General features: G+C 66.3%; 19 protein-coding genes. 5 read left to right on the top strand and 14 right to left on the bottom strand.

The window, feature by feature from the left end; genetic code table 11:
- Window positions 1-10 precede the first annotated feature (10 nt).
- From dnaG to N5I32_RS08170, 3 genes are all read left to right on the top strand, one after another.
- Complete coding sequence (dnaG, locus tag N5I32_RS08180; RefSeq protein WP_261494906.1) at window positions 11-1,951, top strand: DNA primase; 1,941 nt, start codon at window positions 11-13, stop codon at window positions 1,949-1,951.
- Between the two features lie 92 nt (window positions 1,952-2,043).
- Window positions 2,044-4,029 (top strand): RNA polymerase sigma factor RpoD, encoded by a 1,986-nt coding sequence (rpoD, locus tag N5I32_RS08175; RefSeq protein ID WP_261494905.1) that lies wholly within the window; start codon window positions 2,044-2,046, stop codon window positions 4,027-4,029.
- Window positions 4,030-4,108: 79 nt separating this feature from the next.
- Window positions 4,109-4,477: a hypothetical protein gene (locus N5I32_RS08170; RefSeq protein ID WP_261494904.1), complete on the top strand. Its 369-nt coding sequence runs from the start codon at window positions 4,109-4,111 to the stop codon at window positions 4,475-4,477.
- On the opposite strand, the gene N5I32_RS08165 is transcribed toward N5I32_RS08170, so the two are convergent.
- The 5 genes from N5I32_RS08165 to N5I32_RS08145 are packed head-to-tail and all read right to left on the bottom strand — an operon-like array spanning window position 4,478 to window position 9,980.
- A complete protein-coding gene (locus N5I32_RS08165) occupies window positions 4,478-5,485 on the bottom strand; it encodes an oligopeptide/dipeptide ABC transporter ATP-binding protein (protein ID WP_261494903.1) in 1,008 nt (335 codons plus the stop codon).
- Window positions 5,482-6,450, bottom strand: coding sequence for an oligopeptide/dipeptide ABC transporter ATP-binding protein (locus N5I32_RS08160; protein ID WP_261494902.1), 969 nt, complete (start codon window positions 6,448-6,450; stop codon window positions 5,482-5,484). Before N5I32_RS08160 ends, N5I32_RS08165 begins: the two co-directional genes overlap by 4 nt.
- Before the next feature lie 3 nt (window positions 6,451-6,453).
- Window positions 6,454-7,380, bottom strand: coding sequence for an ABC transporter permease subunit (locus tag N5I32_RS08155; protein WP_261494901.1), 927 nt, complete (start codon window positions 7,378-7,380; stop codon window positions 6,454-6,456).
- A 2-nt stretch (window positions 7,381-7,382) separates the two neighbouring features.
- Complete coding sequence (gene oppB / locus N5I32_RS08150) at window positions 7,383-8,306, bottom strand: oligopeptide ABC transporter permease OppB (RefSeq protein WP_261494900.1); 924 nt, start codon at window positions 8,304-8,306, stop codon at window positions 7,383-7,385.
- 60 nt (window positions 8,307-8,366) lie between these two features.
- Window positions 8,367-9,980 (bottom strand): peptide ABC transporter substrate-binding protein, encoded by a 1,614-nt coding sequence (locus tag N5I32_RS08145; RefSeq protein ID WP_261494899.1) that lies wholly within the window; start codon window positions 9,978-9,980, stop codon window positions 8,367-8,369.
- Window positions 9,981-10,255: 275 nt separating this feature from the next.
- Here N5I32_RS08145 and N5I32_RS08140 point away from each other — a divergent pair, with 275 nt between their 5' ends.
- Window positions 10,256-10,483 carry a sulfurtransferase TusA family protein gene (locus N5I32_RS08140; protein WP_261494898.1) on the top strand — a complete coding sequence of 76 codons (228 nt, stop codon included), beginning with the start codon at window positions 10,256-10,258 and terminating at the stop codon, window positions 10,481-10,483.
- Here N5I32_RS08140 and mobA read toward each other — a convergent pair.
- From mobA to N5I32_RS08095, 9 genes are all read right to left on the bottom strand, one after another.
- Complete coding sequence (mobA, locus tag N5I32_RS08135; protein WP_261494897.1) at window positions 10,462-11,127, bottom strand: molybdenum cofactor guanylyltransferase MobA; 666 nt, start codon at window positions 11,125-11,127, stop codon at window positions 10,462-10,464. The two genes, N5I32_RS08140 and mobA, sit on opposite strands and share 22 nt — an antisense overlap.
- Before the next feature lie 62 nt (window positions 11,128-11,189).
- Window positions 11,190-12,167: a C45 family autoproteolytic acyltransferase/hydrolase gene (locus tag N5I32_RS08130; protein ID WP_261494896.1), complete on the bottom strand. Its 978-nt coding sequence runs from the start codon at window positions 12,165-12,167 to the stop codon at window positions 11,190-11,192.
- A gap of 2 nt (window positions 12,168-12,169) precedes the next feature.
- Entirely contained in the window at window positions 12,170-13,645 is a 1,476-nt protein-coding gene (locus N5I32_RS08125) for a biotin carboxylase (RefSeq protein WP_261495960.1), read from the bottom strand.
- Window positions 13,642-16,389 (bottom strand): aminotransferase class I/II-fold pyridoxal phosphate-dependent enzyme, encoded by a 2,748-nt coding sequence (locus N5I32_RS08120; RefSeq protein WP_261494895.1) that lies wholly within the window; start codon window positions 16,387-16,389, stop codon window positions 13,642-13,644. The genes N5I32_RS08125 and N5I32_RS08120 overlap by 4 nt, the downstream gene beginning before the upstream one ends.
- A 34-nt stretch (window positions 16,390-16,423) precedes the next feature.
- Window positions 16,424-17,392 (bottom strand): carbon-nitrogen hydrolase family protein, encoded by a 969-nt coding sequence (locus N5I32_RS08115; protein ID WP_261494894.1) that lies wholly within the window; start codon window positions 17,390-17,392, stop codon window positions 16,424-16,426.
- Between the two features lie 101 nt (window positions 17,393-17,493).
- The gene (locus N5I32_RS08110) at window positions 17,494-18,582 is read right to left on the bottom strand and encodes an ABC transporter ATP-binding protein (protein ID WP_261494893.1); all 1,089 of its coding nucleotides are present in this window, start codon (window positions 18,580-18,582) and stop codon (window positions 17,494-17,496) included.
- Window positions 18,583-19,386 (bottom strand): ABC transporter permease, encoded by an 804-nt coding sequence (locus N5I32_RS08105; protein ID WP_261494892.1) that lies wholly within the window; start codon window positions 19,384-19,386, stop codon window positions 18,583-18,585. It lies immediately after the preceding gene.
- 2 nt (window positions 19,387-19,388) lie between these two features.
- Window positions 19,389-20,282 (bottom strand): ABC transporter permease, encoded by an 894-nt coding sequence (locus tag N5I32_RS08100; RefSeq protein WP_261495959.1) that lies wholly within the window; start codon window positions 20,280-20,282, stop codon window positions 19,389-19,391.
- Window positions 20,283-20,356: 74 nt separating this feature from the next.
- Window positions 20,357-21,478 carry an ABC transporter substrate-binding protein gene (locus N5I32_RS08095; RefSeq protein WP_261494891.1) on the bottom strand — a complete coding sequence of 374 codons (1,122 nt, stop codon included), beginning with the start codon at window positions 21,476-21,478 and terminating at the stop codon, window positions 20,357-20,359.
- Window positions 21,479-21,666: 188 nt separating this feature from the next.
- Here N5I32_RS08095 and N5I32_RS08090 point away from each other — a divergent pair, with 188 nt between their 5' ends.
- On the top strand, window positions 21,667-23,289 hold the full coding sequence (locus tag N5I32_RS08090; protein ID WP_261494890.1) for an amidohydrolase: 1,623 nt from the start codon (window positions 21,667-21,669) through the stop codon (window positions 23,287-23,289).
- Window positions 23,290-23,319 lie beyond the last annotated feature (30 nt).

Raw genomic sequence — 23,319 nt, 5'->3', positions numbered from 1 at the left:
TATTCGCCAGATGAGTCTGCCCCCCGGATTCCTCGACGAACTCAGGAACCGCACCACGCTCTCGCGCGTCGTGGGGCGCAAGGTGACGTGGGACAACCGCAAGTCCAACCAGGCCAAGGGCGACTTCTGGGCGCCGTGCCCGTTTCACCAGGAAAAGACGGCCAGCTTCCACGTCGACGACCGCAAGGGCTATTACTACTGCTTCGGCTGCCACGCCAAGGGCGATGCCGTCAGCTTCCTGCGCGAGGCCGAGAACATGGGCTTCATGGAGGCGATCGAGGTTCTGGCGCGCGATGCCGGGATGCCGATGCCCGAACGCGACCCGCAGGCCGCGCAGAAGGCCGATCGGCGCAGCCAGCTGGCCGAGGTGATGGAGGCCGCGGTCCAGCATTACCGGATGCAGTTGCGCACCACCGCAGGGGCGGCGGCGCGCGACTACCTGACCCGGCGCAAGCTGACCGAGGCCGACCGCGACCGCTTCGAGATCGGCTTTGCCCCCGACGGCTGGCAGGGGCTCTGGGATCACCTCAAGGCCAAGGGCATCGCCGACGACCTGATCCTGGCCGCCGGCCTTGCCAAGCCCTCGACCAAGGGCAAGGCGCCCTACGACGTCTTCCGCAACCGGATCATGTTCCCGATCCGCGACGCGCGCGGGCGCTGCATCGCCTTCGGCGGGCGCGCGATGGACCCGAACGATGGGGCCAAGTATCTGAACTCGCCCGAGACGGAGCTTTTCGACAAGGGGCGCAGCCTTTACAACCACGGCCCCGCGCGCGAGGCGGCGGGCAAGGGGGCGCCGTTGATCGTCGCCGAGGGCTACATGGACGTGATCGCGCTGGTGACGGCGGGGTTCCATGCCGCCGTCGCCCCCCTGGGCACGGCGATCACGGAAGACCAGTTGCGGCTGATCTGGCGCATCCACCCCGAACCGCTGATCATGCTGGACGGCGATGCGGCGGGCATCCGCGCGGCCATGCGCCTGATCGACCTGGCGCTGCCGCTGCTCGAGGCGGGCTATGGTCTGCGCTTCGTGATCCTGCCTGAGGGCATGGACCCCGACGACCTGATCCGCGCGCGCGGTGCGCAGTCGATGCGCGACCTGCTGGGAACCGCGCAGCCGATGGTCAACCTGCTCTGGCAGCGGGAAACCGAAGGCAAGGTCTTCGACAGCCCTGAACGCCGCGCGACGCTCGACAAGGCCTTGCGCGCGACGCTGACCCGCATCGCCGACCCCTCGATCCGCGCCCACTACGGCGAGGAGATCAAGCGGCTGAGGTGGGAACTGTTCGGCGCCGCACGCCCGGCGTCGCGGCGCGGTATGCCGCGTCGCGCGGCCGAACCGCAGGCCCCCTTGCCGGTCACGCGCACCTCGCTTCTTGGCGCCGCCGGCGGTGCCGAGGTCGAGGAACACCTGCGCGAGGCGATGATCCTGGCGATCTGCGTCACCCATCCCGCCTGCGTCGCCCGCTTCGAAAGCCAGCTTGAGACCGTCGCCATGCGGGAGGCCGGGCACGACCGGCTGCGCCAGGCGCTGCTTCGGGCGGCGCATGAGCCCGCCGTGGCCGCCGACCCGGACGCATTCCGTAACAAAATCGCAGCTTTGGCCGGCGCCGACCTTGAAAAGCTGATGGCGCTTGCCCACGTCCGCATCGCCCCTCCGGTCCGCAATTTCGAGGATACCGAACTTGCGACGATGTGCCTGGCCGAGGAACTGGCCAAGCTCGAGGCCCGCCGGGGCGCTGCGGCAGAGGTTGAGGAAGCGATGGAGGATCTGATCGGCCTTGCCGACGAAGGCCTGACCTGGCGGCTCAGCCAGGCGGCGGCCGCCCGCCATCGCGCGGAGCGGTCGAGGATTGACGACGACAGCGACATGGGAGAGGACCGCGCCGCGCTGTCGGCCCAGTTGCAAAGCCTGATCGACCGCGCCGTGTGGGAGAAGAAGCGACACTGACGCCCGCCCTGTGATTCGCCACCGCGATTCGATAGAAACCCGGGAACGATTCGCCTGCCGCGATTCGCCCGTTGAAGACCGAAGGAGCGCCCATGGCCGCCAAAGACATCGACGATCAGAAACCGGAAGGCGACGACAACGAGCACACGCTCGACATGAGCCAGGCCGCCGTCAAGAAGATGATCGCCGATGCGCGCGAGCGTGGCTACATCACCTACGACCAGCTGAACCAGGCGCTGCCCCCGGCCCAAGTCTCTTCCGAGCAGATCGAGGACGTGATGTCGATGCTGTCCGAAATGGGCATCAACATCATCGAGGAGGAAGAGGCCGAGGAGGACGACAACCGCGGCGGCGCGGTGGCCGAGGTCTCCACCTCGCGCGAGGTGGCGATCGCGACTTCGGCGGGCGAGACGCTCGACCGGACCGACGACCCGGTGCGGATGTACCTGCGCGAGATGGGCAGCGTGGAGCTGCTGTCGCGCGAGGGCGAGATTGCCATCGCCAAGCGGATCGAGGCCGGCCGCAACACGATGATCGCGGGCCTGTGCGAAAGCCCGCTGACCTTTCAGGCCATCACCATCTGGCGCGACGAACTTCTGAACGAAGAGATCCTGCTGCGCGATGTCATCGACCTCGAGGCGACCTTCGGGCGCAACCTCGACGGCGAGGGCGAGATGGAGGAGCCGGTGCTGGGCGATGTGTCGGTGTCCCAGCCGCGCCGCGCCGCCACCGACGAGCCCGAGCTTGACGCCGACGGCAACCCGATCTCGCGCGTCGAGGATGAGGACGACGACGAGGATGGCTCCAACATGTCGCTCGCCGCGATGGAGGCGACGCTGAAGCCGCGCGTCCTCGAGACGCTCGAGGTGATCGCACGCGACTACACCCGGCTGGCCGCGATGCAGGACCAGCGCATGTCGGCCACGCTGAACGAGGACAACACCTTCTCGATCGCCGATGAGGCCGCCTATCAGAAGCTGCGCTCCGAGATCGTGCTGCTGGTCAACGAACTGCACCTCCACAACAACCGCATCGAGGCGCTGATCGACCAGCTTTACGGCATCAACCGCAAGATCATGCAGATCGACTCGAACATGGTGAAGCTGGCCGACGCGGCCCGCATCAACCGGCGCGAGTTCGTCGACGAATACCGCGGCTACGAGCTGGACCCGACCTGGATCGACCGGATGGCCGACAAGTCGGGCCGCGGCTGGCAGACGCTGATGGAAAGAAGCCGCGACAAGGTCGAGGATCTGCGCGCGGACATGGCGCAGGTCGGCCAGTACGTCGGCGTCGACATCCAGGAGTTCCGGCGCATCGTCTCCCAGGTCCAGAAGGGCGAGAAGGAAGCCCGTCAGGCCAAGAAGGAAATGGTCGAAGCGAACCTTCGTCTCGTCATCTCGATCGCCAAGAAGTACACGAACCGTGGCTTGCAATTCCTTGATCTCATTCAGGAAGGCAACATCGGCCTGATGAAGGCCGTGGACAAGTTCGAGTACCGCCGCGGCTACAAGTTTTCCACTTATGCAACATGGTGGATCCGGCAGGCGATCACCCGGTCGATCGCCGACCAGGCCCGCACCATCCGCATCCCGGTCCACATGATCGAGACGATCAACAAGCTGGTGCGGACCGGGCGCCAGATGCTGCACGAGATCGGGCGCGAGCCGACGCCCGAGGAACTGGCCGAAAAGCTGCAGATGCCGCTGGAGAAGGTCCGCAAGGTGATGAAGATCGCCAAGGAGCCGATCAGCCTCGAGACGCCCATCGGCGACGAGGAGGACAGCCAGCTTGGCGATTTCATCGAGGACAAGAACGCGGTCCTGCCGCTCGACAGCGCGATTCAGGAAAACCTGAAGGAGACGACGACGCGTGTCCTGGCCAGCCTGACCCCGCGGGAGGAGCGGGTGCTGCGCATGCGCTTTGGCATCGGCATGAACACCGACCACACGCTTGAGGAAGTGGGCCAGCAGTTCTCCGTCACCCGCGAGCGTATACGCCAGATCGAGGCCAAGGCGCTGCGGAAGCTGAAGCACCCGAGCCGCAGCCGGAAGCTGAGGAGCTTCCTCGATCAGTGAGCGGCGCAACGGGGCGCTGGCGCTTGGCAATGCCCGCCCCGGCGCCTATCTTCAGGGCGAACAACCGAAAGGCCGCCCCATGCGCCCCGTTGCCCTTCTGCTTGCCCTGACACTCGCCCTGCCGGCCCAGGCCTTCACCGCCCAGAACGGCCTGCTGGTCCAGCCTGACGGCTCCGGCTTTACCGTGCCCTGGCGCGGCCGGTCCGGGGCGTCCGATTTCTGGTGCGCGGCGGGCGACTATGCGATCCGCGTGCTTCACCTGAACCCGGCCGAAGTCATCTATCGCGCCTCGCCGCCCAAGCGGGGCGCGGGCGAGGCTGTGCGCTTCACCCTCGATCCCGCCCAATCGGCTGAAAAGTCAGGGCTTTTCGTCCTTGGCGCGAAGGGCGGCGGGATCACCGCCGGGCATGCGCAATCGCTTTGCGAGTTTCGCAAGCTGCGCCGCTGATCAGGCGGGTTCGGCCCTGAGCGCCGGCGCCGGGCCGGGGAAGTGGCAGGCCGTGCGATGGTCCACGCCCTGAAGCACCGGCACTTCGTCGGCGCAGCGTGATCGCGCGCGGACGCAGCGGGTGCGGAAAACGCAGCCCGAGGGCGGGCGCAGCGGTGACGGCAGGTCGCCTTCCAGCGGGATGATGTGCTTGGCGCGCTCTGCAGCAGGGTCGGGGATCGGCACCGCCGAGAGCAGCGCTTGCGTGTAGGGGTGCTGCGGGTTGGCGTAAAGGTCGTGCCTCGGCGCGATCTCCATCGTCCGGCCGAGGTAAAGGACCATCACCCGGTCCGAGATATGCTTCACCACCGAAAGGTCGTGCGCGATGAAGATCATCGCCAGGCCAAGGTCGCGCTGAAGTTCCGCCAGAAGGTTGATGACCTGCGCCTGAATCGACACGTCGAGCGCCGAGACAGGCTCGTCGCAGATCAGGAGCTTCGGCCGCACGATCAGCGCGCGGGCGATGCCGATTCGCTGGCACTGTCCGCCGGAAAACTCGTGCGGGTAGCGGTTGATCTGGTTGGGCAAGAGGCCGACGCGATCCATCATCTCCTGCACGCGCGCCTTGACCGCGTCGCGGCCCAGGCCGTGCTGGTGGGTCCGGAGCGGCTCGGCGATGATCTGGCCCACCGTCATGCGGGGGTTGAGGCTGGCCAGCGGGTCCTGGAAGACCATCTGGATGTCGGCGCGATGGCGCAGCATCTCGCGCGGGGACAGCGACAGGAGGTCGGTCCTACCCTGCCAGATCGCCCGGCCCGTGGCCGGAACCATCTGGATCAGCGCACGCGCGAGCGTGGATTTGCCGCAGCCGGATTCCCCGACGATGCCCAGGGTTTCACCGGGGGCGAGGTCGAAGCTGACGCCGCTGACCGCGTGCAGAAGGCGCGGGCTGGTCCAGGGCATGTCGCCCTCGCCGCGAAGTGCGAAGGTGACGCGCAGATCCTCGACCCTCAGAAGTGCGTCTGTCATGCCAGTTCCTCCACCCGCCGGTTGCAGGCCCGGAAGCGGCCGGCTTCGTATTCGACCAGCGGCACCCGCGCATCAAGGCAGGCGTCGCGGACGTAATCGCAGCGCGGCGCGAAGGGGCATCCCTTCGGCGCGCGGGTCATGTTGGGTGGCGTGCCGGGGATCGCGTCGAGGTCGGCGCCGTGGTGGTCCACCCGTGGGATGGCGCGCAGAAGGCCGCGCGTATAGGGATGCGCGGGGGCGGCGAAGAGCGGATCGACCGGCGCCTTTTCCATCACCTGGCCGCCGTACATCACCATCACTTCCTCGCAAAATCCCGCGACCACGCCAAGGTCGTGGGTGATCAGGATCGTGGCCATGCGGAGGTCGCGGCGAAGCTCTGCCAGAAGTGCCATGATCTGCGCCTGCACCGTCACGTCGAGCGCGGTCGTGGGTTCGTCGGCGATCAGGATCTCGGGCCGGCAGAGCAGGGCCATGGCGATCATCACGCGCTGGCGCATGCCGCCGGAGAACTCGTGCGGGTAAAGCCGGATGCGGCCCTTCGCATCGGGGATCTTCACCGCGTCGAGCATGCGGATGCATTCGTCCACCGCCTCGCGCTTGCCCATGCCCATGTGGAGCGTCAGCACCTCTGCCATCTGGTCGGCGACGCGCATGTAGGGGTTGAGCGAGGTCATCGGGTCCTGAAAGATCATTGCGATCCTGCGGGCGCGGATCGGGTTGATGACGGCGGCGGGCGCGTTCAGGATCTCCTGCCCCTCAAGCCGGACCGATCCGGTCGCGCGGCCGTTCTTCGCCAGCAGTCCCATGACGGCGAAGGCCAGCTGGCTTTTGCCCGACCCGCTTTCGCCGACGATGCCCAGCGTCTGGCCGTGGTCGAGCGAGAGCGTCACGCCGTTGACGGCGTTGACGGTTCCGTCCGGGGTGTCGAAGGCGACGCGCAGGTCGGTGATCTCAAGCAGGGCCATGTCTCAGCGATCCTTCGGGTCAAGCGCGTCGCGCAGGCCGTCGCCGACGAAGAAGAAGGCGAAAAGCGTGAGGACGAAGAAGACGAGCGGGAAGCCAAGCTGCCAGAGCGTGCCGTAGTAGATCGTCTTCGCCCCTTCCGAGATCAGCGCGCCGAGCGAGGTGAGCGGTTCCTGCACGCCAAGCCCGAGGAAGGAGATGAAGCTTTCGATCAGGATCATCTCGGGCACCAGAAGCGTGGCATAGACCGCGACGATGCCCAGCAGGTTCGGCACGATGTGGCGCAGGATGATGGTGAAGGACGGCACGCCGGTGGCCCGCGCGGCCTCGACGAATTCGCGGTGCTTGAGGCTGAGCGTCTGGCCCCGCACGATGCGGGCCATGTTGAGCCAGCTGAGCAGCCCGATGCCGAGGAAGAGCATCAGGATCGAGCGGCCGAACATGACCAGTAGCAGGATGATCACGAACATGAACGGGATCGCCAGCAGGATGTCGACGATGCGCATCATCACCTGGTCGGTCCGGCCGCCGACATAGCCCGAAACCGCGCCGTACAGGGTGCCGACGACGACCGCGATGGCGGCCCCCACGATCCCTACCATGAGCGAGATGCGGGTGCCCTGCAGTGTGCGGGCGTAAAGGTCGCGTGCGAGGTCGTCGGTGCCGAAATAGTGGCCGTTGGCGATCGAGGGCCCGCCGAGGTCGGCGACCTGGCCCATGACGGCGAAGTCCAGCTCCTCGTTCGACCAGACGGCGAGCACGTCGCCGAAGAGCGCGAGGAAGGTGATCAGCACCAGGATGATGGCGCCCCCCAGAGAGGCGCGGTTGCGCATGAAGCGGCGGCGGGCATCGGCCCAGAGCGAGCGGCCCCGGACCTCCTCCCCCGCCATTGGATCGCCGAAGCGTTGCAGGCGTGCCTTGTCGGTGATCATGCTCAGTACCGGATCTTCGGGTCGATCCAGGCGTAGAGGATATCGACCACGAGGTTGAAAAGGATCGTCAGCGCGCCGACGAGGATGGTGATGCCCAGCATCACCGCGTAGTCCCGGTTCAGGGCCGAATCGACAAAGCTTTTGCCGATGCCGCCGGTCGAGAAGTAGAAATCCACCACCACCGATCCGGTGATCATCGTCACGAAGGCGGGGCCGAGGTAGGACAGCACCGGCAAAAGCGCGGGCTTGAGCGCGTGGCGCAGGATCACCTGGCGTTCCGGCAGGCCCTTGGCGCGGGCGGTGCGGATATGGTTGGAGGTCAGCACCTCCAGCATAGAGGCGCGCGTGATCCGTGCGATCGAGGCCATGAACGAGGTGGAAAGCGCGATGACCGGCATCACCAGATAGGGCCATTGCCCGTCCTCCCACCCGCCGCCGGGCAGCCAGCGCAGCCAGTAGGTGAAGGTCAAAAGCAGGATCGGCGCCATCACGAAGTTCGGCAGCACCTGCGCGCCGATCGACACGCCGACGGCCAGATAGTCAAGCCAGCTGTTGTGATAGATCGCCGCGCAGATGCCGAGCGACACACCGGCAAGGACGGCGACGAGGAAGGACAGCGTGCCGTAGTGCAGAGTGACGGGGAAGCCCTGGGCGATGATCTCGTTCACCGTCCGGTCCTTGTAGATGAACGACGGGCCGAAGTCGAAATGCGCGACGATCCCCCAGACATAGCTGGCAAGCTGGCGCCACAGAGGCTGGTCAAGGCCGTACTTCGCCTCGAGGTTGGCAAGGATTTGCGGCGGCAGTGCGCGTTCCTGCGTGAAGGGCCCGCCGGGGGCCGCGTGCATCAGCAGGAACGACAGCACGATCAGCAGCAGCAGTGTCGGAACGGCGACGGCGAGGCGCTTGGCGATATAGGAAAACATCTGCGGGTACCCGTGCAAGGATGGAGGCGCGGCCCATCAGGACCACGCCCCCGGACGGCGTCAGTTGGCGACGCGGTACATGTCCTTCAGGTACCAGTTCTGCATCAGGTTGTTCAGGCCGAGCCCGCGCATGTCGGGCTTGATCATCTCGACCTTGGTGTACTGGTAGATCGGCGCCATCGGCATCTCGTCCGCCAGGATCTGCTCGGCCTCGGTATACATCGGGTTCGGATCGGCCGCCGTCTTGGACTGCTTCATCAGCTCGTCATAGCGTTCCGAGAAGAACTTGCCGTTGTTGTGGCCCGAGTAGCTCGTGAACAGGTCGAGATAGGTCGAGGCCTCGTTGTAGTCGCCGCACCAGGCGTAGCGAGCGACCTCGAAGTCCTGGTTCTGCATCTTGTCGGTGTGGACCTTCCACTCCATGTTGTTGAGCGTGAGGTCGACGCCGACGCCCTTCCAGAACTGCTGGACCGCGATGGCGATCTTCTTGTGCGCTTCCGACGTGTTGTAGTTGAGCGTGAGCTTCAGCGGATTGTCCGGGCCGTATCCGGCCTCGGCCAGAAGCTCCTTCGCCTTCGCCGTCCGCTCCTCCTGCGTCCAGCTGGCATAGTCGATCTGGGGCATCTGGAAGCCCTCGGTCGCCGCGTGGGTCCAGTTGTAGGACGGCGCCTGCCCGCCTTGCAGGATGTTGTTGACGATGATGTCGCGGTCGATCGCGTAGGACAGCGCCTTGCGCACGCGGATGTCCTGAAGCGCCGCAGGGCCCTTCGCCGTGTCGACGTTGAACATGTAGATGTAGGAGCACGACTGCGGGACCGAGATCGCTTCGTCGGGATACTCGGACTTCAGGCGCGGATACTGGCCGGCGGGAACCTGGGTGCGGTCAAGCTCGCCGGACAGGTAGCGTGTCAGGGCGGCGTTCTCGTCGTTGATGGTCAGCGCGGTCGCCTTGGTGATGACCGTGTTCGCATCGTCCCAGTAAAGCGGGTTGCGCTCCATCACCACCTTCTCGCCGAGGATGTGCTCATTGAGCACGTAGGCGCCGTTGCCGACAAGGCTGCCGGCTTCGGTCCATTTGTCACCGAGCGTCTCGATGGTCTTCTGATGGACCGGGAAGACCGAGGAGTGGGTGAGCATCTTGGGGAAGTAGGGCAGGGGCGCGTCGATCGTCACCTCGAAGGTGTGGTCGTCGATGGCCCTGACGCCCAGATCGTCCACCGGCGCTTCGCCGGCGATGATCTTGGCGGCGTTCTTCACCTGCATCAGTTCCATGTACCAGGCGTATTCGGACGCGGTCGCGGGATCGGCCAGACGCTTCCAGGCATAGACGAAGTCGCCCGCCGTCACCGGGTCGCCGTTCGACCATTTGGCGGTGTCGCGCAGGTGGAAGGTGTAGACGGTCTTGTCCTCGGAGAGTTCGTAGTCGGTGGCGACGCCGGGCACGAGGCCGCCGTTCTGATCCTCGTTGTAGAGCCCCTCGAAGAGCGAGCGCATGATGCCCGAGCCTTCGACGTCGGTGTTGATCTGGGGGTCCATCGACTTGATCGCGTCCAGCAGCCAGTAGGTGTATTCCTGGTTCTCGGCCAGCGTTTCGCCGGGCTGCACCTGTGCAGCCAGTGCCGGAAAGGCGAGGCTCATGCTCAGGATCGTGGAAAGCAGCAGGTTGGTTTTCATGTCGTCCCTCCTGTTGGATTGGCCGGGCTTCGTGTCCGGCGCGCTACATGGGCCGAGCCTAGTCCCCGCACCGCTTGAGACAAGGCCATTCTGACGTCTTCACCCTAGGTCAATTCGTTGATCTGCCAGTTCTGCCCGGCATTCTGACTGATGACCGCCTGCGAAACGCGGCGGACACCCCGCACTCTGGCGTGCGCGGTTGCTGGCACTCGGGCCTCCGTTCTCCGCCGATCCCGAGGATGGACAGCCGGCGCGGCATTGCGTATGCCCGGCCCATGACCTGGGACAGGGAAATCGACGCGGCCGGGCTTCTCTGCCCGCTGCCGGTGCTCAAGGCGCGCAAGGTGCTGGCCGCGATGCCGGCCGGCGCGGTGCTCAGGCTCATCGCCACCGATCCGGTCGCGGTGGTGGACGTGCCCCATTTCTGCGCCGAGGCCGGGCACCGGCTGATCTCGACCGGCGAGGAGGCGGGCGCGCAGGTCTACCTGATCCGGCGCGGCTGAAGGGCGGCGATGCGCCCTGCCTCGGCCAGATCCTCGGGCGTGTTGATGTTGAAGAAGGGGTCGAAGGGACGCGAGGGCCAGATGGCCTGACCAGCACGGTGGCCGTCGACCCAAGCCATGACCTTGCGCAGCCCGCCCTCAAGCGCGGCCCGCAGGTCATGGCGCAGCGCCGTCGGCCAGAGCCCGAAGGTCGGATGCGCGCGCACCACCCCGTCGGCGTCGGGCGAGGCGGCGACGGCCAGACCTTCGGGCCCCGCGGCCGCGCCAAGACGGGCGGCGAGGTCGGGCGGAAGGAAGGGGGTATCGGCCGCGACGGTGACAACGGCGCCCGCGCCAAGCCCCGCCGCCCAGTCCAGCGCGGCCAGAACCCCGGCCAGCGGGCCGGGATGGTCAGGAAGCGGATCGGGCAGGACCGGCAGGGCGAAGTCCGCGAACCGGGCGAGATCGCCGTTCGCGTTGATCGCCAGCGGCGCGCACTGCGGGGCCAGGCCCGCGATCACATGGTCCAGAAGCCGCCCGCCCGCCAGCGGCAGCAGCCCCTTGTCGGCTCCGCCCATGCGCGTTCCGCGCCCGCCGGCCAGGATCACGCCGGGAAGGGGCGCGGGTTGCCCGGTCTGCGGGGCGGGGGATTCTGGAGCGGTCATCGCGGTCCTCGGGCTGTCCGCGCCACTCTGGCGTGCGGCGGCGCGCGCCACAAGCGCCCCCGTCATCCGATCGAGGGAACCACGATCGACCGACCGCCCTGCGCGAACGCATCCAGGCTCAGCGGCCACACCGACCCCGGCCAGTGCACGTCGAGCAGCCCCCGTGCCGGGCGGTAGGCAGCGGTATAGAGGGTGCCGAAGCCGCGGCTGAACGCGGTTGAGTAGAGCGGCGGGCGCAGGAACGCGCCGATGAACTTGTCCTCCGGGTCGACGTGGAGCGTGAGGCGCTGCAGCAGGAACCGCTCCCGCTCCACGGTGGCGGTGAAGTTGGCGTAGCCCACCCATTCGACCCGCTCCTGATGGTTGGTGGCGACCGCCGCGCGGGTCAGGATCGTCGGGCGGTCGGGTGCCAGATAGGCGGTCAGGTAGCGCCGGTCGCGGTCGAGCACGGTGACATTGTAGCTCATGTGCGAGGGGACGCGTGCCAGCACCGCCCCCGCCTCGGCCGTGGTCGCGCAGGTCTGGAGGATATAGCGCAGGATCAGGGGCACGCCGAAGCCCTCGCCGACCTCGCGCCGGCCGCCGAAGGTCAGCGACACCGCAAGCCCCGCGTCGCTCATCCCGTCGACAAGGCCAAAGAGGCCGTCGGTCATTCCCAGCACCGCGCGCCCCTGCCATTCGCTGCGCAGGATCAGCGCGTCGAAGGCACGCGGGCTGTAGTCGTAGTTTCTGACCAGCAGCGGCTCCTCCCCCGGCCAGATCGCCTGCGAACAGGCGGAAAGGTAGGCGGGCGGCCCGTAGAAGCTGAGAAACCGGGCGGCGTCGTCGCCGCCCCCGGCAAGCTCGGTCAACTCCTCCCACAGCGGCAGGATCTCGGGCATGTGGCGCCGGAGCGCGCGCTGGCACTCGGCGAAGGAGGGACGCACTGACAGCCCGTCCTTGGCCCACCAGCGGCGATAGGCGGGCCAGTATTCGGCGAAAAGCCCGGCCCATCGCGGGCCGGGCCGGGGTTCCGATATCGCCCGGAACGCCAGATGCATCGTCACATGATCTTGAAGGCGTGGTCCTGGAAGGCGTTGACGGCGGGCAGCGGCCGGGCCGAGAACGCCTGCTTGATGCCGTGAATCCAGCGCTGCGCCCGGTCGGTCAGCTTGAAGCCCGAGGTCATCGAGCGACCGCGCGTCACCAGGATGCCAAGGTCCGCGCCTTCGTAGCGGAAATCGCCCGGCCGCGCGATCCGGAGGAAGAACGCCTCGTTCTCGCTTTCCACCGCGCGGCGGTGATAGTCGAAGCGGTCGTAGACCACGCGCCCGTCTTCCAGCATCCGGTAGATGCCCGACTGCGGCGCGTGGGTGACGATGTCGACCGTATCCTCGGTGTGCTTGATCACCATCTGCGACCACGAATCGATCATGTCGGGGTCAGCCCAGCGGCCGTTCAGTTCCTCGACGTCGAGGGTGAACTTCTTGCCGGTGAACTCCAGCAGGTGGAACAGGAAGAGCGGCGCATCGGCGTGCGCAAAGGCCGCGTGGTTGGTCATCGACGAGGCGCCGGTGATGCGCGGGTTCAGCTCACCGAGCCAGATGTCGCCGGTCTTCTTGTCGACGAGGAAATCGAGCTCGAAATAGCCGCGATAACCCTCTTTCCTCAGCTGTTCGCCGAAGCGGAAGGTCAGTTCCCGCGCCTTCTGCCGGGTCTTCGACGGGAACGCGGTCGAAAAGATCTCGTTCCCGCACCAGCCGCCGCGATAGGGGGTCAGTTCCTGGAACCCCACCAGTTCGGTCATCAGCGGGCCGACGATCGTGCCTTCCTTCGTCACGCATGCCTCGATCGCCGATCCCCGGCAGTCGATCCGCTTCATGATCTTGATCTCGCCCTGTCCGACGATCTCGTGCTCGTGCCGGCGGAAGTCGGCGGCGGTCTTGATGAAGAAGGTGGTGTGGCCGCTGTCGCCGAAAGCCGATTGCAGGACGAGGTCGGAGCCGAGCCCCGCCTTCTCGCACACCTTGGCGAGGTGGTCATAGCTCTTGACCTCGGAGAGCGTGTTCGGGACCGAGGGAACATCCGCCTTGTTGCCGATGCGGACGGTGTTGATCTTGTTGTCGCAGAACTCGCGCAGCTTCGCCTTGGGGAACCAGAGTTCGCCGCCAAGCTGCTTCACCAGTTCCTCGGTCTTCTGGTTGAACATCAGGAAGACGAATTTCGGCTTGCCGCCGCGGCGCCGGATCAGGTCGATGACCTCCTTGTGCGACAGGAGGTAGTTGTTGATGTCCTCGATCGACTGGAATTCCTCATGCGGCGCCTCGGAGGGGACAAAGACGTTGGGATGGCGCCCGTCGAAACAGTCGATGTAGGTTATGTACTTGAAATTCTTTACCCATTCGTCCAGGCCCAGCAGGTTGAAATTGGTGGCGGAGACGAAATAGATCGGGTCCTTGTTGGTGTGGAAGAAGCGGCGGATTTCCGAAATGTTGCGGAGTTCCTTCTTGGACATCTTGTTCTCCCTGTCTCGCTTTATCGTTTCGCGGCGCGCTCAAGCGCCGTCTTGTTGAACACCCTCAAGCCCAGATCGTGCCGGTAGCCATGGATCTCGCGCACGTCTAGCGCGCGCATGAAGGCCAGGATCTCGGCGCTGATGACCTGCCCCGGCACCAGGATCGGAAAGCCCGGCGGATAGGGGATGACGAACGAGGCCGAGACCAGTTCCTCCCCGCCTTCGGCACGCTCGACCAGGGCCTCGCTCAGTTCCTCATAGTCGCAATTCTCTTCATCGTAGGCGAGGAAGAAGGCCGCCCGGATATCGCCCGCCGGCGTGCCCTCGGCGCTGCGGAACGCGTCGTGGAAGCGCGAGAAGTCGGGCAGCGGCGGGACATGCTCGACCAGGCTCGTCACCCGCCGGTCGAAGGCCAGCCGCTCCATCCGCGAGGCGTCGTCAAGCAATTCGTCCAGTTCCCGCGCAATCTCCACCAGCACCTCGATCAGATAGGCGACCGAGGAACGCGTGGTGCCGATGTTGGTCATGAACAGGACCGTGTTGCGCGAGGTCTTGTTGATCTGGATCCCGTACTTGTCCATCAGGATGCGGGTTTTGAACGTGTCGCCGTCCCAGCCGGTGCCGCCGACGGCCAGCGTGATCCGCGTCGGGTCGAGCACGAATTCGTCCTGCGCCCAGCTGTGCCAGATGTCCTGCCAGCCCTGTTCGGGGTCGTAGTAGCTGCTCATCCCGCTTTCGCGGTATTCGGCCGGGATCATGTCGCCCGCGGTCAGCACGCGGAAGTATTTCTTCAGCAGCGCATGGGTCGCCACCGCGCGGCGGATCGCCATGGCGCTTTCGATCTGGCGCTGGACGAACTCGAACCCCTCAAGCTCCACCTGCCGCCGCCCCACGTCGAGCGAGGCGATGATCTGGTAGTTCGGGCTGGTCGATGTATGCGTCATGTAGGCTTCGTGGAAGCTCTGTTCCACCTCGCCCTTGAAGTCCTGGTCGTTGACGTGGATCATCGACCCCTGCCGCAGCGCGGTCAGCGTCTTGTGCGTCGAATGGGTCGCATAGACGCGCACGCGGGCATCGGGCGGCGGCACCAGCCGGGTCTTGATCCAGACATCGTCCGGGGCGCCTTTCAAGGCCTTTGCCTGTTCCTCGTGCGCCGCCGCGGTTTCCGGCTTGCGCAGGCTTTCGCGCAGGTTGTTGGCGGCGTTCATCGCCGTGCGTTGCCGGTAGGTGGGGCCGAAGCGGGCGAAGGCGAACCAGGCCTCGTCCCAGAGGAAGATCAGATCCTTCTTGATTGCCAGGCATTCCGACATCACCCGCTCGACGTCATAGACGATGCCGTCGAAGGTGCAGTTGGTCAGCAGCACCATGCGCACCTGATCGAGCTTGCCCGCCGCGCGCAGGGCCAGCAGCTTGCCCTTGATCTCGCTCAGCGGCACCGCGCCGTACATCGAATAGGGATGCAGCGGGTAGCTTTCCATGTAGACGACATTCGCCCCCGCCAGCACCATGCCGTAATGGTGCGACTTGTGGCAGTCGCGGTCGATGAGCACGATGTCGCCCGGATGCACCAGGGCCTGTACGACGATCTTGTTGCAGGTCGAGGTGCCGTTGGTGGCAAAGAAGGTCTGCTTGGCGCCGAAGGCGCGGGCGGCCAGTTCCTGCGCCTCCTTGATCGGCCCGCGCGGCTCCAGCAGGCTGTCGAGCCCGCCAGAGGTCGCCGAGGTTTCCGCCAGAAAGATGTTGGGGCCGTAGAAGGCGCCCATGTCCTGGATCCAGTGGCTGCGACTGATCGACTTGCCGCGGCTGATCGGCAGGGCGTGGAAGACGCCGGTGGGCTGCTTGGAATATTCCTTGAGCGCGTTGAAGAACGGGGTCTTGAAGCGCCGGTTGACGCCGCGCAGGATGTTCAGGTGCAGTTCGAGGAAGTCTTCCTGGTTGTAGAAGACGCGCCGGCAGCGGCCGAGGTCCAGCCCCGCGATCTCCTCCACCGACCGGTCGGTGACGAGATAGGCGTCAAGCTCGGGGCGCACCTTGGCGATCAGCCGGCAGGCCTCCGGCCCGTATTCGGCGGGTTCGAGCGCGTCCACATCCTCATCCTCGCCCACCCGGCGCAGATACTTGTTCAGGATCTCCAGCGTGTTCTGGGACTTGAGCGTGAGGCCGGGGCGCACCACGACGGCCTGGACGTTGTGGTTGAAGAGAATCCCGATCAGCGCATCCTCGAGCGAGGGGACGATGACGGGTTCGTAGATGAAGGCGTCCTCGGGCCGGCGCATCCTCAGAAGGCTCGACTTCAGGAAGCGTTCCTGATGCTCGTTGACGTGATCGACGATCATCACCTCGAAATACGGCCGGCCAAGCGCGCGCGCCTCGGGCGCGATGGCGCTTTCGTCCTCGTAATCCTCCGCGTCGACCTCTTCGGCGATCAGCGGCACGGTCCGCCGGCGGTAGGCGCCCGAGGTCAGCGCGCGCGCCACGCGGCGTATCAGGGTGGTCAGGTCGTCGAAGTTGCGGTTTTCGAACACCCGCCGCAGGTGGTCGAAGGCATGGGCGCCGGGGAAGGCCCAGTAACGCTCGATCGGGGCCAGCGCCTCGAACAGTTCCTCGACCGTGGCGAGGATCTTCTTGCCCTGCCGCCCCTCGGTTCCGTGTCGGCTCAACGCCTCGACCGCTTCGCGCAACGCGCTCCATCTGTCCGCCCGAAGCTGCGTGGCGCTGTAGTAGTCGCCGATGCTCGGGATCTTGCGGCCGTGGGTTTGAGCGTTCATCCGTCCTCCCTTCGTGGCGTCGCTGGCGATGTGGTCAGTCGGTGGCCGACCTCTCTTTCAGGTAGGTCACCTGCGCGCTGCTGGTCTGTCGCTCGGTCAGCGCCGAAAGCGCGCTGCGCGGATTGCCGGCGTGGACACCCAGGCGCGACCCCTTCTGCGGCATCGCCAGCGGGCCGAGCGTGTGCAGGTAGGCGTCGGTGCCGCTTGTGCGGTCGTAGACGGAGAACTCCGCCTCGCGGTCGCGGAAGCTTTTCAGCACCTGTCCCAGCCCTTTGATCCCCGTCTCGCGCTGGCGCCGGACGTAGTCGAGGTCGATCTCGATGGGGAAGATGTCCTCCTGGCCCGCGGACTGGTGGAGCACCGTGGCGGTAGGGTCGACGACCAGCGACCGCCCCACTCCGCCCGCGCCAAGGCCGTTCACGTCGACGACATAGCACTGGAACTGCGCCGCCGTCGCCCGCGCGATGGCCAGTTCGGCGTCGCGGTCGGTGGTGCCGGTCAGGACCGGGTGCAGCAGCACCTCCACCCCCTGGCTGGTCAGCTGCCGCGTGGTTTCGGGGAACCAGATGTCATAGCAGATCGACAGGCCGAAGCGGCCCACCTCGGGCACGTCGAAGACGCAGAACTCCGTCCCCGCTGAAATTCCCGCCTCATAGGGCCGGAAGGGGAACATCTTGGAGTACTTGGCGACGATCTGTCCTTCGGGGTTGATAACGACCGAGGTATTGAAGATGCGCCCGTCGGGGGCCTTCTCGAACATCGAGCCGGGGATGAGCCAGATGCCGAAGCGCCGCGCGTCGACGCAGAACTGGTCGATCACCTGGTTCGGGAAGGGCTGGGCGAACTGGTCGAGCGGGCCGAAGGGGGCAAGCTCCGAAAACAGGATCATCTGCGTCCAGGGAAACCGCGCCATCGCGATCTCGATCCTGTGGCGCATGGCCTCGACGTTCGAATGGACCGCCGCGACATGCATCTGGATGCCAGCTATGGCGAAGGGCGTCATGCTTGGGATTGCTCCGGTTGCGCGCTGTTTCCCAAGTGATTGCACACATCGGCACGGGGTGCCAGAGGCGCTGAACGCGAAAGCTGCACGGTTTCGCGACCTCAGCCCGGCAGGATCAGCCCCGCCTCGGCCCCCCAGCCCAGCCAGAGCCCCGCCGCGCCGCCCTCTGGCGTGTCGTCGGCGGCCGGCCCGCTTTGCACCGTGATCTGCTGCCCGGTCGCGGTCCCCACCAGCACATGCAGGCTGCGGTCGCCGAGATAGGAACTGGCCTGAAGCGCGGCCGCAACCGCGTTGATCCCGTCGGCGGGGGCGGCGCGCAGGATGCGGATGCGTTCGGGCCGGATCGCCGCCACCGCCGCGTCGCCCGGCGCCAGGCCGGGGCGGGCGATGCCCCGGAAGCGCCCCGCCGGCCCGTCAATCTCCGCCATCCCGCCGGGGTCGACCTGGGTAACGCGGCCGGAAAACAGGTTCATCGAGCCGATGAATTCCGCCACCGTGCGGCTTTCGGGGCGCTCATACAGCCCGCGCGGGCTGTCGATCTGGAGGACATGGCCCTTGTCCATCACCGCGATCCGGTCCGACAGCGTCAGCGCCTCTTCCTGGTCGTGGGTGACGAAGACGAAGGTGATGCCCACCGTGCGCTGGAGCGCGCGCAGTTCAAGCTGCATCTCCTCGCGCAGCTTCTTGTCGAGCGCGGAAAGCGGTTCGTCCAGAAGCAGCACCTTTGGCCGGCAGACAAGCGCGCGCGCCAGCGCCACGCGCTGCCGCTGGCCGCCCGACAACTGGTGGGCGTTGCGCTTGCCCAGCCCCTCGAGCTTGACGAGCGTCAGCGCCTCGGCCACGCGGGCGGCGGCCTCGGACTTCGACAGCGCCATGTTGCGCAGCCCGTAGCCGATGTTTTCCTCGACGTTGAGGTGGGGGAAGATCGCGTAGCTCTGGAACACCATGTTGGTCGGGCGCCGGTTCGCGGGCACGCCCGCCATTGGCTGCCCGTCGATCAGGAGCGTGCCCTCGCTCGGCTGCTCGATCCCGGCCAGGATGCGCAAGAGCGTGGTCTTGCCGCAGCCCGAGGGGCCGAGGAGCGAAAAGAACTCCCCCCGTTCGATGTCGAAGGTGATGTCGTGCAGAACCGTCAGCGTTCCGAAGCGCTTGACGAGGCCGGACATGGCGATGATCGGGGCATCGGTCATTCAGAGGTCTCCGGGATTGCCCGAGGGCACGCCGCGCTTGCGGATGATTTCGGCCAGAACGACAAGGACGGCCGAGACGATCAGGATCAGCGAGCCGAGCGCCAGCGTGCCCGGCAGCCGGTTCGGAAAGCGCAACTGGCTGTAGAGGTAGACCGGCAGGGTGTTTTCGGTGCCGGTGAGGAAGAAGGCGATGACGAATTCGTCGAACGAGATGATGAAGCCCATCAGCAGGCTGGAGATGACGCCCGGCATGGCCAGCGGCAGCGTCACGCGGACGAAGGTCTGCCAGGCATTGCAGCCGAGATCGCGCGAAGCCTCCTCGAGCGAGGGGTCGAAGCCTTCGAGCCGCGACATCAGGACCGACATGCAATAGGGCAGGCAGATCAGGATGTGCCCCGCCGCCACCGTCCAGAGCGACAGCTGGATGCCGAGGAACTTCAGGATGATGACCAGAAGCGCCACGCCCATCACGATCGAGGGGATGACGAGCGGCAGCATCATGAAGCTGACGATGGGTGCGGCGCCGGGCAGGCGGAAACGGGTGATGGCAAGCGCCGCCGGGATCGCCAGCGCGGTCGACAGGAGCGAGACGATCACCGCGATCTTCAGGCTGTTCTGAAGCGCGAGCAGCATCGAGGTATTCGTGGCCATGGAGCTGTAATGGCGCAGCGTGAAACCCTTCAGCGGGAAGGTCGCGAAGTTGCCGTCGTTCACGCTGAACAGCGGCATCAGAAGCACCGGGCCGTAGAGGAACGCGATGAAGACCACCGCATAGACCCAGAGGAAATCGGGGCGCCTCAACATCCTCACGCCCTCCGCGACCTGAGCTTGCGATAGCCGATCGCCCACAGGAACAGGCTGACCAGCGTCGCGATGATCAGCATCATCACGATCGACACCGCCGCGCCGAGGGGGGCGTTGTTCTGCTTCAGGAACAGGTCCTGCACCAGGCTGCCGATCATCGTGCCGCCGGGCCCGCCGACAAGCGCCGGGGTGACATAGTCGCCCACGGTCGGGATGAAGACCAGGAGCGAGGCGGCGATGGTGCCGGGGGCCGACAGCGGCAGGGTGATGCGGAAGAACCGCTTCAGTCGGGAATCTCCAAGGTCCGACGCGGCCTCGAGCAGCGTCCGGTCGATCTTCTCGAGCGAGACGTAGATCGGCAGGATCGCGAAGGCGACCCAGGCATGCGCGAGGGTAATGACGACGGCGGTGGGGTTGTAGAGCAGGAACTCCAGCGGCTCCTCGATCAGGCCCAGCGATTTCAGGCCCGAGTTGATCGCGCCGTTGAAGCCAAGGACGATCTTCCAGGAAAACACCCGGAGCAGGTAGCTGGTCCAGAACGGGATGGTGATGAGGATGATCCACAGCGCCTTGTGGCGGGTGATGCGGAAGGCCATGAAATAGGCCATCGGATAGGCGACGGCGATCACCGCGACGGTGGCGACCAGCGACATCGCCAGCGACTTCAGCATCAGGATCGCGGGCACCGGATAGGCGAAGGGAAAGGGGATGCCGAACCAGATGGTGGGTTCGTCCGTCGTGGCGACAAGCTGGCGGTAGTTTTCAAGCGTGAAGGTGCGGTCAAGCTCGAACCCGTCCTGGGTCCAGAAGCTCATCAGGATCAGCGCCATCACCGGCAGCGCCAGCATCAGCACCATGAGGAGAAGCGCGGGCGACAGCAGGCCGAAGCCCGCCATGCGCCTGCGCAGGATGGCGGGGTCGCGCTGCGACCCCGCCCGTGCGGGTACGGAAGCGAAGGCCACGGTGCGGGTCAGCCCTTGAGTGCCTTCGTGTCCGACCAGACCTTGTTGAAGCCTTCCTGAACCGCGTCGGTCGGCGTGCGGAAGACAAGCGTATCCTTCATCATCGCGACCGGGTCGGTGATGCCCATGTTCGCGATCGCCTCGGGATCGGCGATCTCGAAGGATTTCACGTTGGCATGGCCGTAGCCCGATCCCTCGATCAGCGTCTTGCCGGTTTCAGGGCTGAGCCAGGCGTCGATGAAGTCGTAGGCCGCCTGTTCGTCCGCCTTGCCGGTGTTCAGGAGCGTGAGCCCGCAGAACCAGGTGAACGACCCTTCCTTGGTCTTGGCGAACTCGACCGGGATGCCCTCGGCCCGGAGGTTGGCGATCAGGTCGTTCCAGGCGTAGCAGGCGATGATCTCGCCCGAAGCCATGGCTTGCTGAACTTCCGACGAATCCGTCCACAGGAACCGGCTGACGTTGACGGCCTTGGTGCCCCATTCCTTGGCCGCCGCAACCAGCGCGTCGCCTTCCAGCTTGTAGGCCTCCTCATAGGGCATGCCGCCGACCATGGCGCCGATGATGATCGCCATTTCGTTGTCGGTCATCGCGACGCGGCCCGTATACTTCTCGTCGTAGAAGATGCCCCAGCTCGGGTTCGCCAGGAATTCCTCGCCGATCAGATCGGGGCGATAGGCCAGCCCGGAGTTGCCGAAGTCGGCCGGCGCCATCACCGTCTTGCCTTCCCAGATCACGCCCTCGGCGGACTGGAGCGCGGGAAAGATGTCGTTCCAGTGGCTGAGGCGCGCGGTGTCGATCTCGCTCGCCACGCCGGCGTTGACGAAGCGCGCCACCGAATAGTTGCAGGGGTGCATGACATCGGCGGCAAAGCCCGCCAGCACCTTGGCCAGCGCATCCTCCTCGCCCGCGAAGATCGAGAAGTTGGGCTGCGCGCCGTACTTGTCCACATAGGCCTGAAAGTACTCCGGCGCGTCGTAGCCGCCCCATTCGAGGCAGGTCAGCACCTCGGCCGCATTCGCGACGCGCGGCAGAACCATGGTGCCCACCCCGAAAGCGCCCGCCGCCTTCATCATGTCGCGCCGGCTGACCTTGCCCTGGGACATCCGGTCGATGAACTTGATCCGCTTCATGTCGTCGTCTCCCCGTTGTGATTTTGTGCAAAGCGTAGCACTGGAATCCGGTCTGGGAAGTGCAAATTGCGCGCCGCGCCGCGTCATTCTGACGGAATTTTCAAAATCTTTCCGGCAGGCGCATGATTTGCTTGCCTGCCAATGGGTTCCCGCCGGAAGATGCGGCGACCCCCGACAGGAGAGCCTGCATGCGCCGCGCCGATTTGATCCTTCTGAACGCCGATATCCGCACCATGGACCCGCGCTGCCCGCGCGCCCGCGCGCTTGCCATCGCCGGCGGGCGGGTGCTTGCGGTGGGGGACGAGGCGGCGATGACCGTGCTGGCGGGGCCGGGGGCCGAGGTGATCGACGCTGGGGGGCGGCAGGTCCTGCCCGGCTTCCACGACACCCACATCCACGTCCAGGACGGCGGCCAGCACTACGCCGAAAGCGCCGATCTTTCGGCGGCGATGACAATCGAGGCGCTGCAGCAGACCCTGCGCGACTTCGCGGCGACGCATGACCGCAAGTGGGTTCTGGGCGGCTTCTACTATTCGGGCGTGCTGGGAGAGCACAACCTGAACCGCCAGGCGCTTGATGCCGCGGTGCCCGACCGTCCCTGCCTGATCATGGCCTCGGACGGGCACAACGGCTGCCTCAACACCAGGGGATGCGAGGCGGTGGGGCTGGTCAAGGGCACGCCCGACCCCGAGAACGGCCAATTCGTCGTCGATGCCAACGGCGTGCCGACCGGGCTGCTTTATGAAACGGCGACGATGTGGGCGGAGGCGCGGATGCCGCCGGTGCCCGACTCGTCCTACGAGGCCGGCGTGCTGTTCGCGCAGGCGCATGCGAACCGCAACGGCTTCACCGGGCTTCTCGATGCCTCGATCGGCGAACGGCACGCGCGCGTCTACAAGCGGCTGGTGGAACGCGACGCGCTGACGGCGCGCATCCTGGCCACCGTGCGGGTCGAGGCGTCGGAGACGACCGAGGGCGCGCTGGCGCGGCTGACGGCCCTGCGTGCGGCCCACCAGTCCGAGATGTTCCGCATTCATTCGGCCAAGTTCTTCCTTGATGGCGTGATCGAGAACCGGACGGCGGCGATGATCGAGGATTACTCGGACGCCCTGGGCGGCAATGCGGCGCTGATGTTCTCTCCGAACCAGATCATCGACATGTTCACCGCCTTCGACGCGGCGCGCTTCCAGATCCACGTCCATGCGATCGGCGATCTGGCGGTGCGCGCGGCCCTTGACGGGATGGAGGCCGCCCGTCACGCGAACGCACCCTGGCCCAGCTGGCACCATATCGCGCATATCCAGTGCATCGACCCCGCCGACGTGCCGCGTTTTGCCGAACTGGGCGTCGTGGCCAACATCCAGCCGCTCTGGGCGCGGCTGGAGCCCTCGGTCGCAGAGGTCGCCCTGCCGCTGGTGGGGGAGGAGCGGGGCCGGTGGATGTATGCTTTCCGCTCGCTCGTCGATGCCGGCGCGATGCCGGTGCTGTCGAGCGACTGGACGGTGTCGACGCTGAACCCCTTCCAGATCATGGAAACCGCGATCACCCGCCAGCCGCCGAAGGCAGAGGGCGACTTTCCGGTGTTCCTGCCGGAACAGCGCCTGACGCTGGACGAATGCGTCGAGGGCTACACGATCAACGCCGCCCGCGCGGGCTGGCGCGAGGCCACCACCGGATCGCTTGCGCCCGGGAAATGGGCCGATTTCATCGTCATCGACCGCGACCTTTGGGCCACCGACCCGCGCGACATCGGCGATACCGAGGTGCTGGCGACCTATCTCGCAGGCCAGGCGGTGCACGGCGGCATCTGAGCCGGCCCGCCCTTCCGCCCCGCTGCGCCC

Origin of the sequence: Albidovulum sediminis (genome assembly GCF_025380365.1) — a bacterium.
GTDB classification, from domain to species: Bacteria; Pseudomonadota; Alphaproteobacteria; order Rhodobacterales; family Rhodobacteraceae; genus Albidovulum; species Albidovulum sediminis.
This window is presented reverse-complemented; position numbering and strand designations above follow the sequence as displayed.

Bases quoted from the DNA above. Each gene is read 5' to 3' on its own strand.
- dnaG (WP_261494906.1), top strand. From the start codon at position 11: ATGAGTCTGCCCCCCGGATTCCTCGACGAACTCAGGAACCGCACCACG.
- rpoD (WP_261494905.1), top strand. From the start codon at position 2,044: ATGGCCGCCAAAGACATCGACGATCAGAAACCGGAAGGCGACGACAAC.
- N5I32_RS08170 (WP_261494904.1), top strand. From the start codon at position 4,109: ATGCGCCCCGTTGCCCTTCTGCTTGCCCTGACACTCGCCCTGCCGGCC.
- N5I32_RS08165 (WP_261494903.1), bottom strand. From the start codon at position 5,485: ATGACAGACGCACTTCTGAGGGTCGAGGATCTGCGCGTCACCTTCGCA.
- N5I32_RS08160 (WP_261494902.1), bottom strand. From the start codon at position 6,450: ATGGCCCTGCTTGAGATCACCGACCTGCGCGTCGCCTTCGACACCCCG.
- N5I32_RS08155 (WP_261494901.1), bottom strand. From the start codon at position 7,380: ATGATCACCGACAAGGCACGCCTGCAACGCTTCGGCGATCCAATGGCG.
- oppB (WP_261494900.1), bottom strand. From the start codon at position 8,306: ATGTTTTCCTATATCGCCAAGCGCCTCGCCGTCGCCGTTCCGACACTG.
- N5I32_RS08145 (WP_261494899.1), bottom strand. From the start codon at position 9,980: ATGAAAACCAACCTGCTGCTTTCCACGATCCTGAGCATGAGCCTCGCC.
- N5I32_RS08140 (WP_261494898.1), top strand. From the start codon at position 10,256: ATGACCTGGGACAGGGAAATCGACGCGGCCGGGCTTCTCTGCCCGCTG.
- mobA (WP_261494897.1), bottom strand. From the start codon at position 11,127: ATGACCGCTCCAGAATCCCCCGCCCCGCAGACCGGGCAACCCGCGCCC.
- N5I32_RS08130 (WP_261494896.1), bottom strand. From the start codon at position 12,167: ATGCATCTGGCGTTCCGGGCGATATCGGAACCCCGGCCCGGCCCGCGA.
- N5I32_RS08120 (WP_261494895.1), bottom strand. From the start codon at position 16,389: ATGAACGCTCAAACCCACGGCCGCAAGATCCCGAGCATCGGCGACTAC.
- N5I32_RS08115 (WP_261494894.1), bottom strand. From the start codon at position 17,392: ATGACGCCCTTCGCCATAGCTGGCATCCAGATGCATGTCGCGGCGGTC.
- N5I32_RS08110 (WP_261494893.1), bottom strand. From the start codon at position 18,582: ATGACCGATGCCCCGATCATCGCCATGTCCGGCCTCGTCAAGCGCTTC.
- N5I32_RS08105 (WP_261494892.1), bottom strand. From the start codon at position 19,386: ATGTTGAGGCGCCCCGATTTCCTCTGGGTCTATGCGGTGGTCTTCATC.
- N5I32_RS08100 (WP_261495959.1), bottom strand. From the start codon at position 20,282: ATGGCGGGCTTCGGCCTGCTGTCGCCCGCGCTTCTCCTCATGGTGCTG.
- N5I32_RS08095 (WP_261494891.1), bottom strand. From the start codon at position 21,478: ATGAAGCGGATCAAGTTCATCGACCGGATGTCCCAGGGCAAGGTCAGC.
- N5I32_RS08090 (WP_261494890.1), top strand. From the start codon at position 21,667: ATGCGCCGCGCCGATTTGATCCTTCTGAACGCCGATATCCGCACCATG.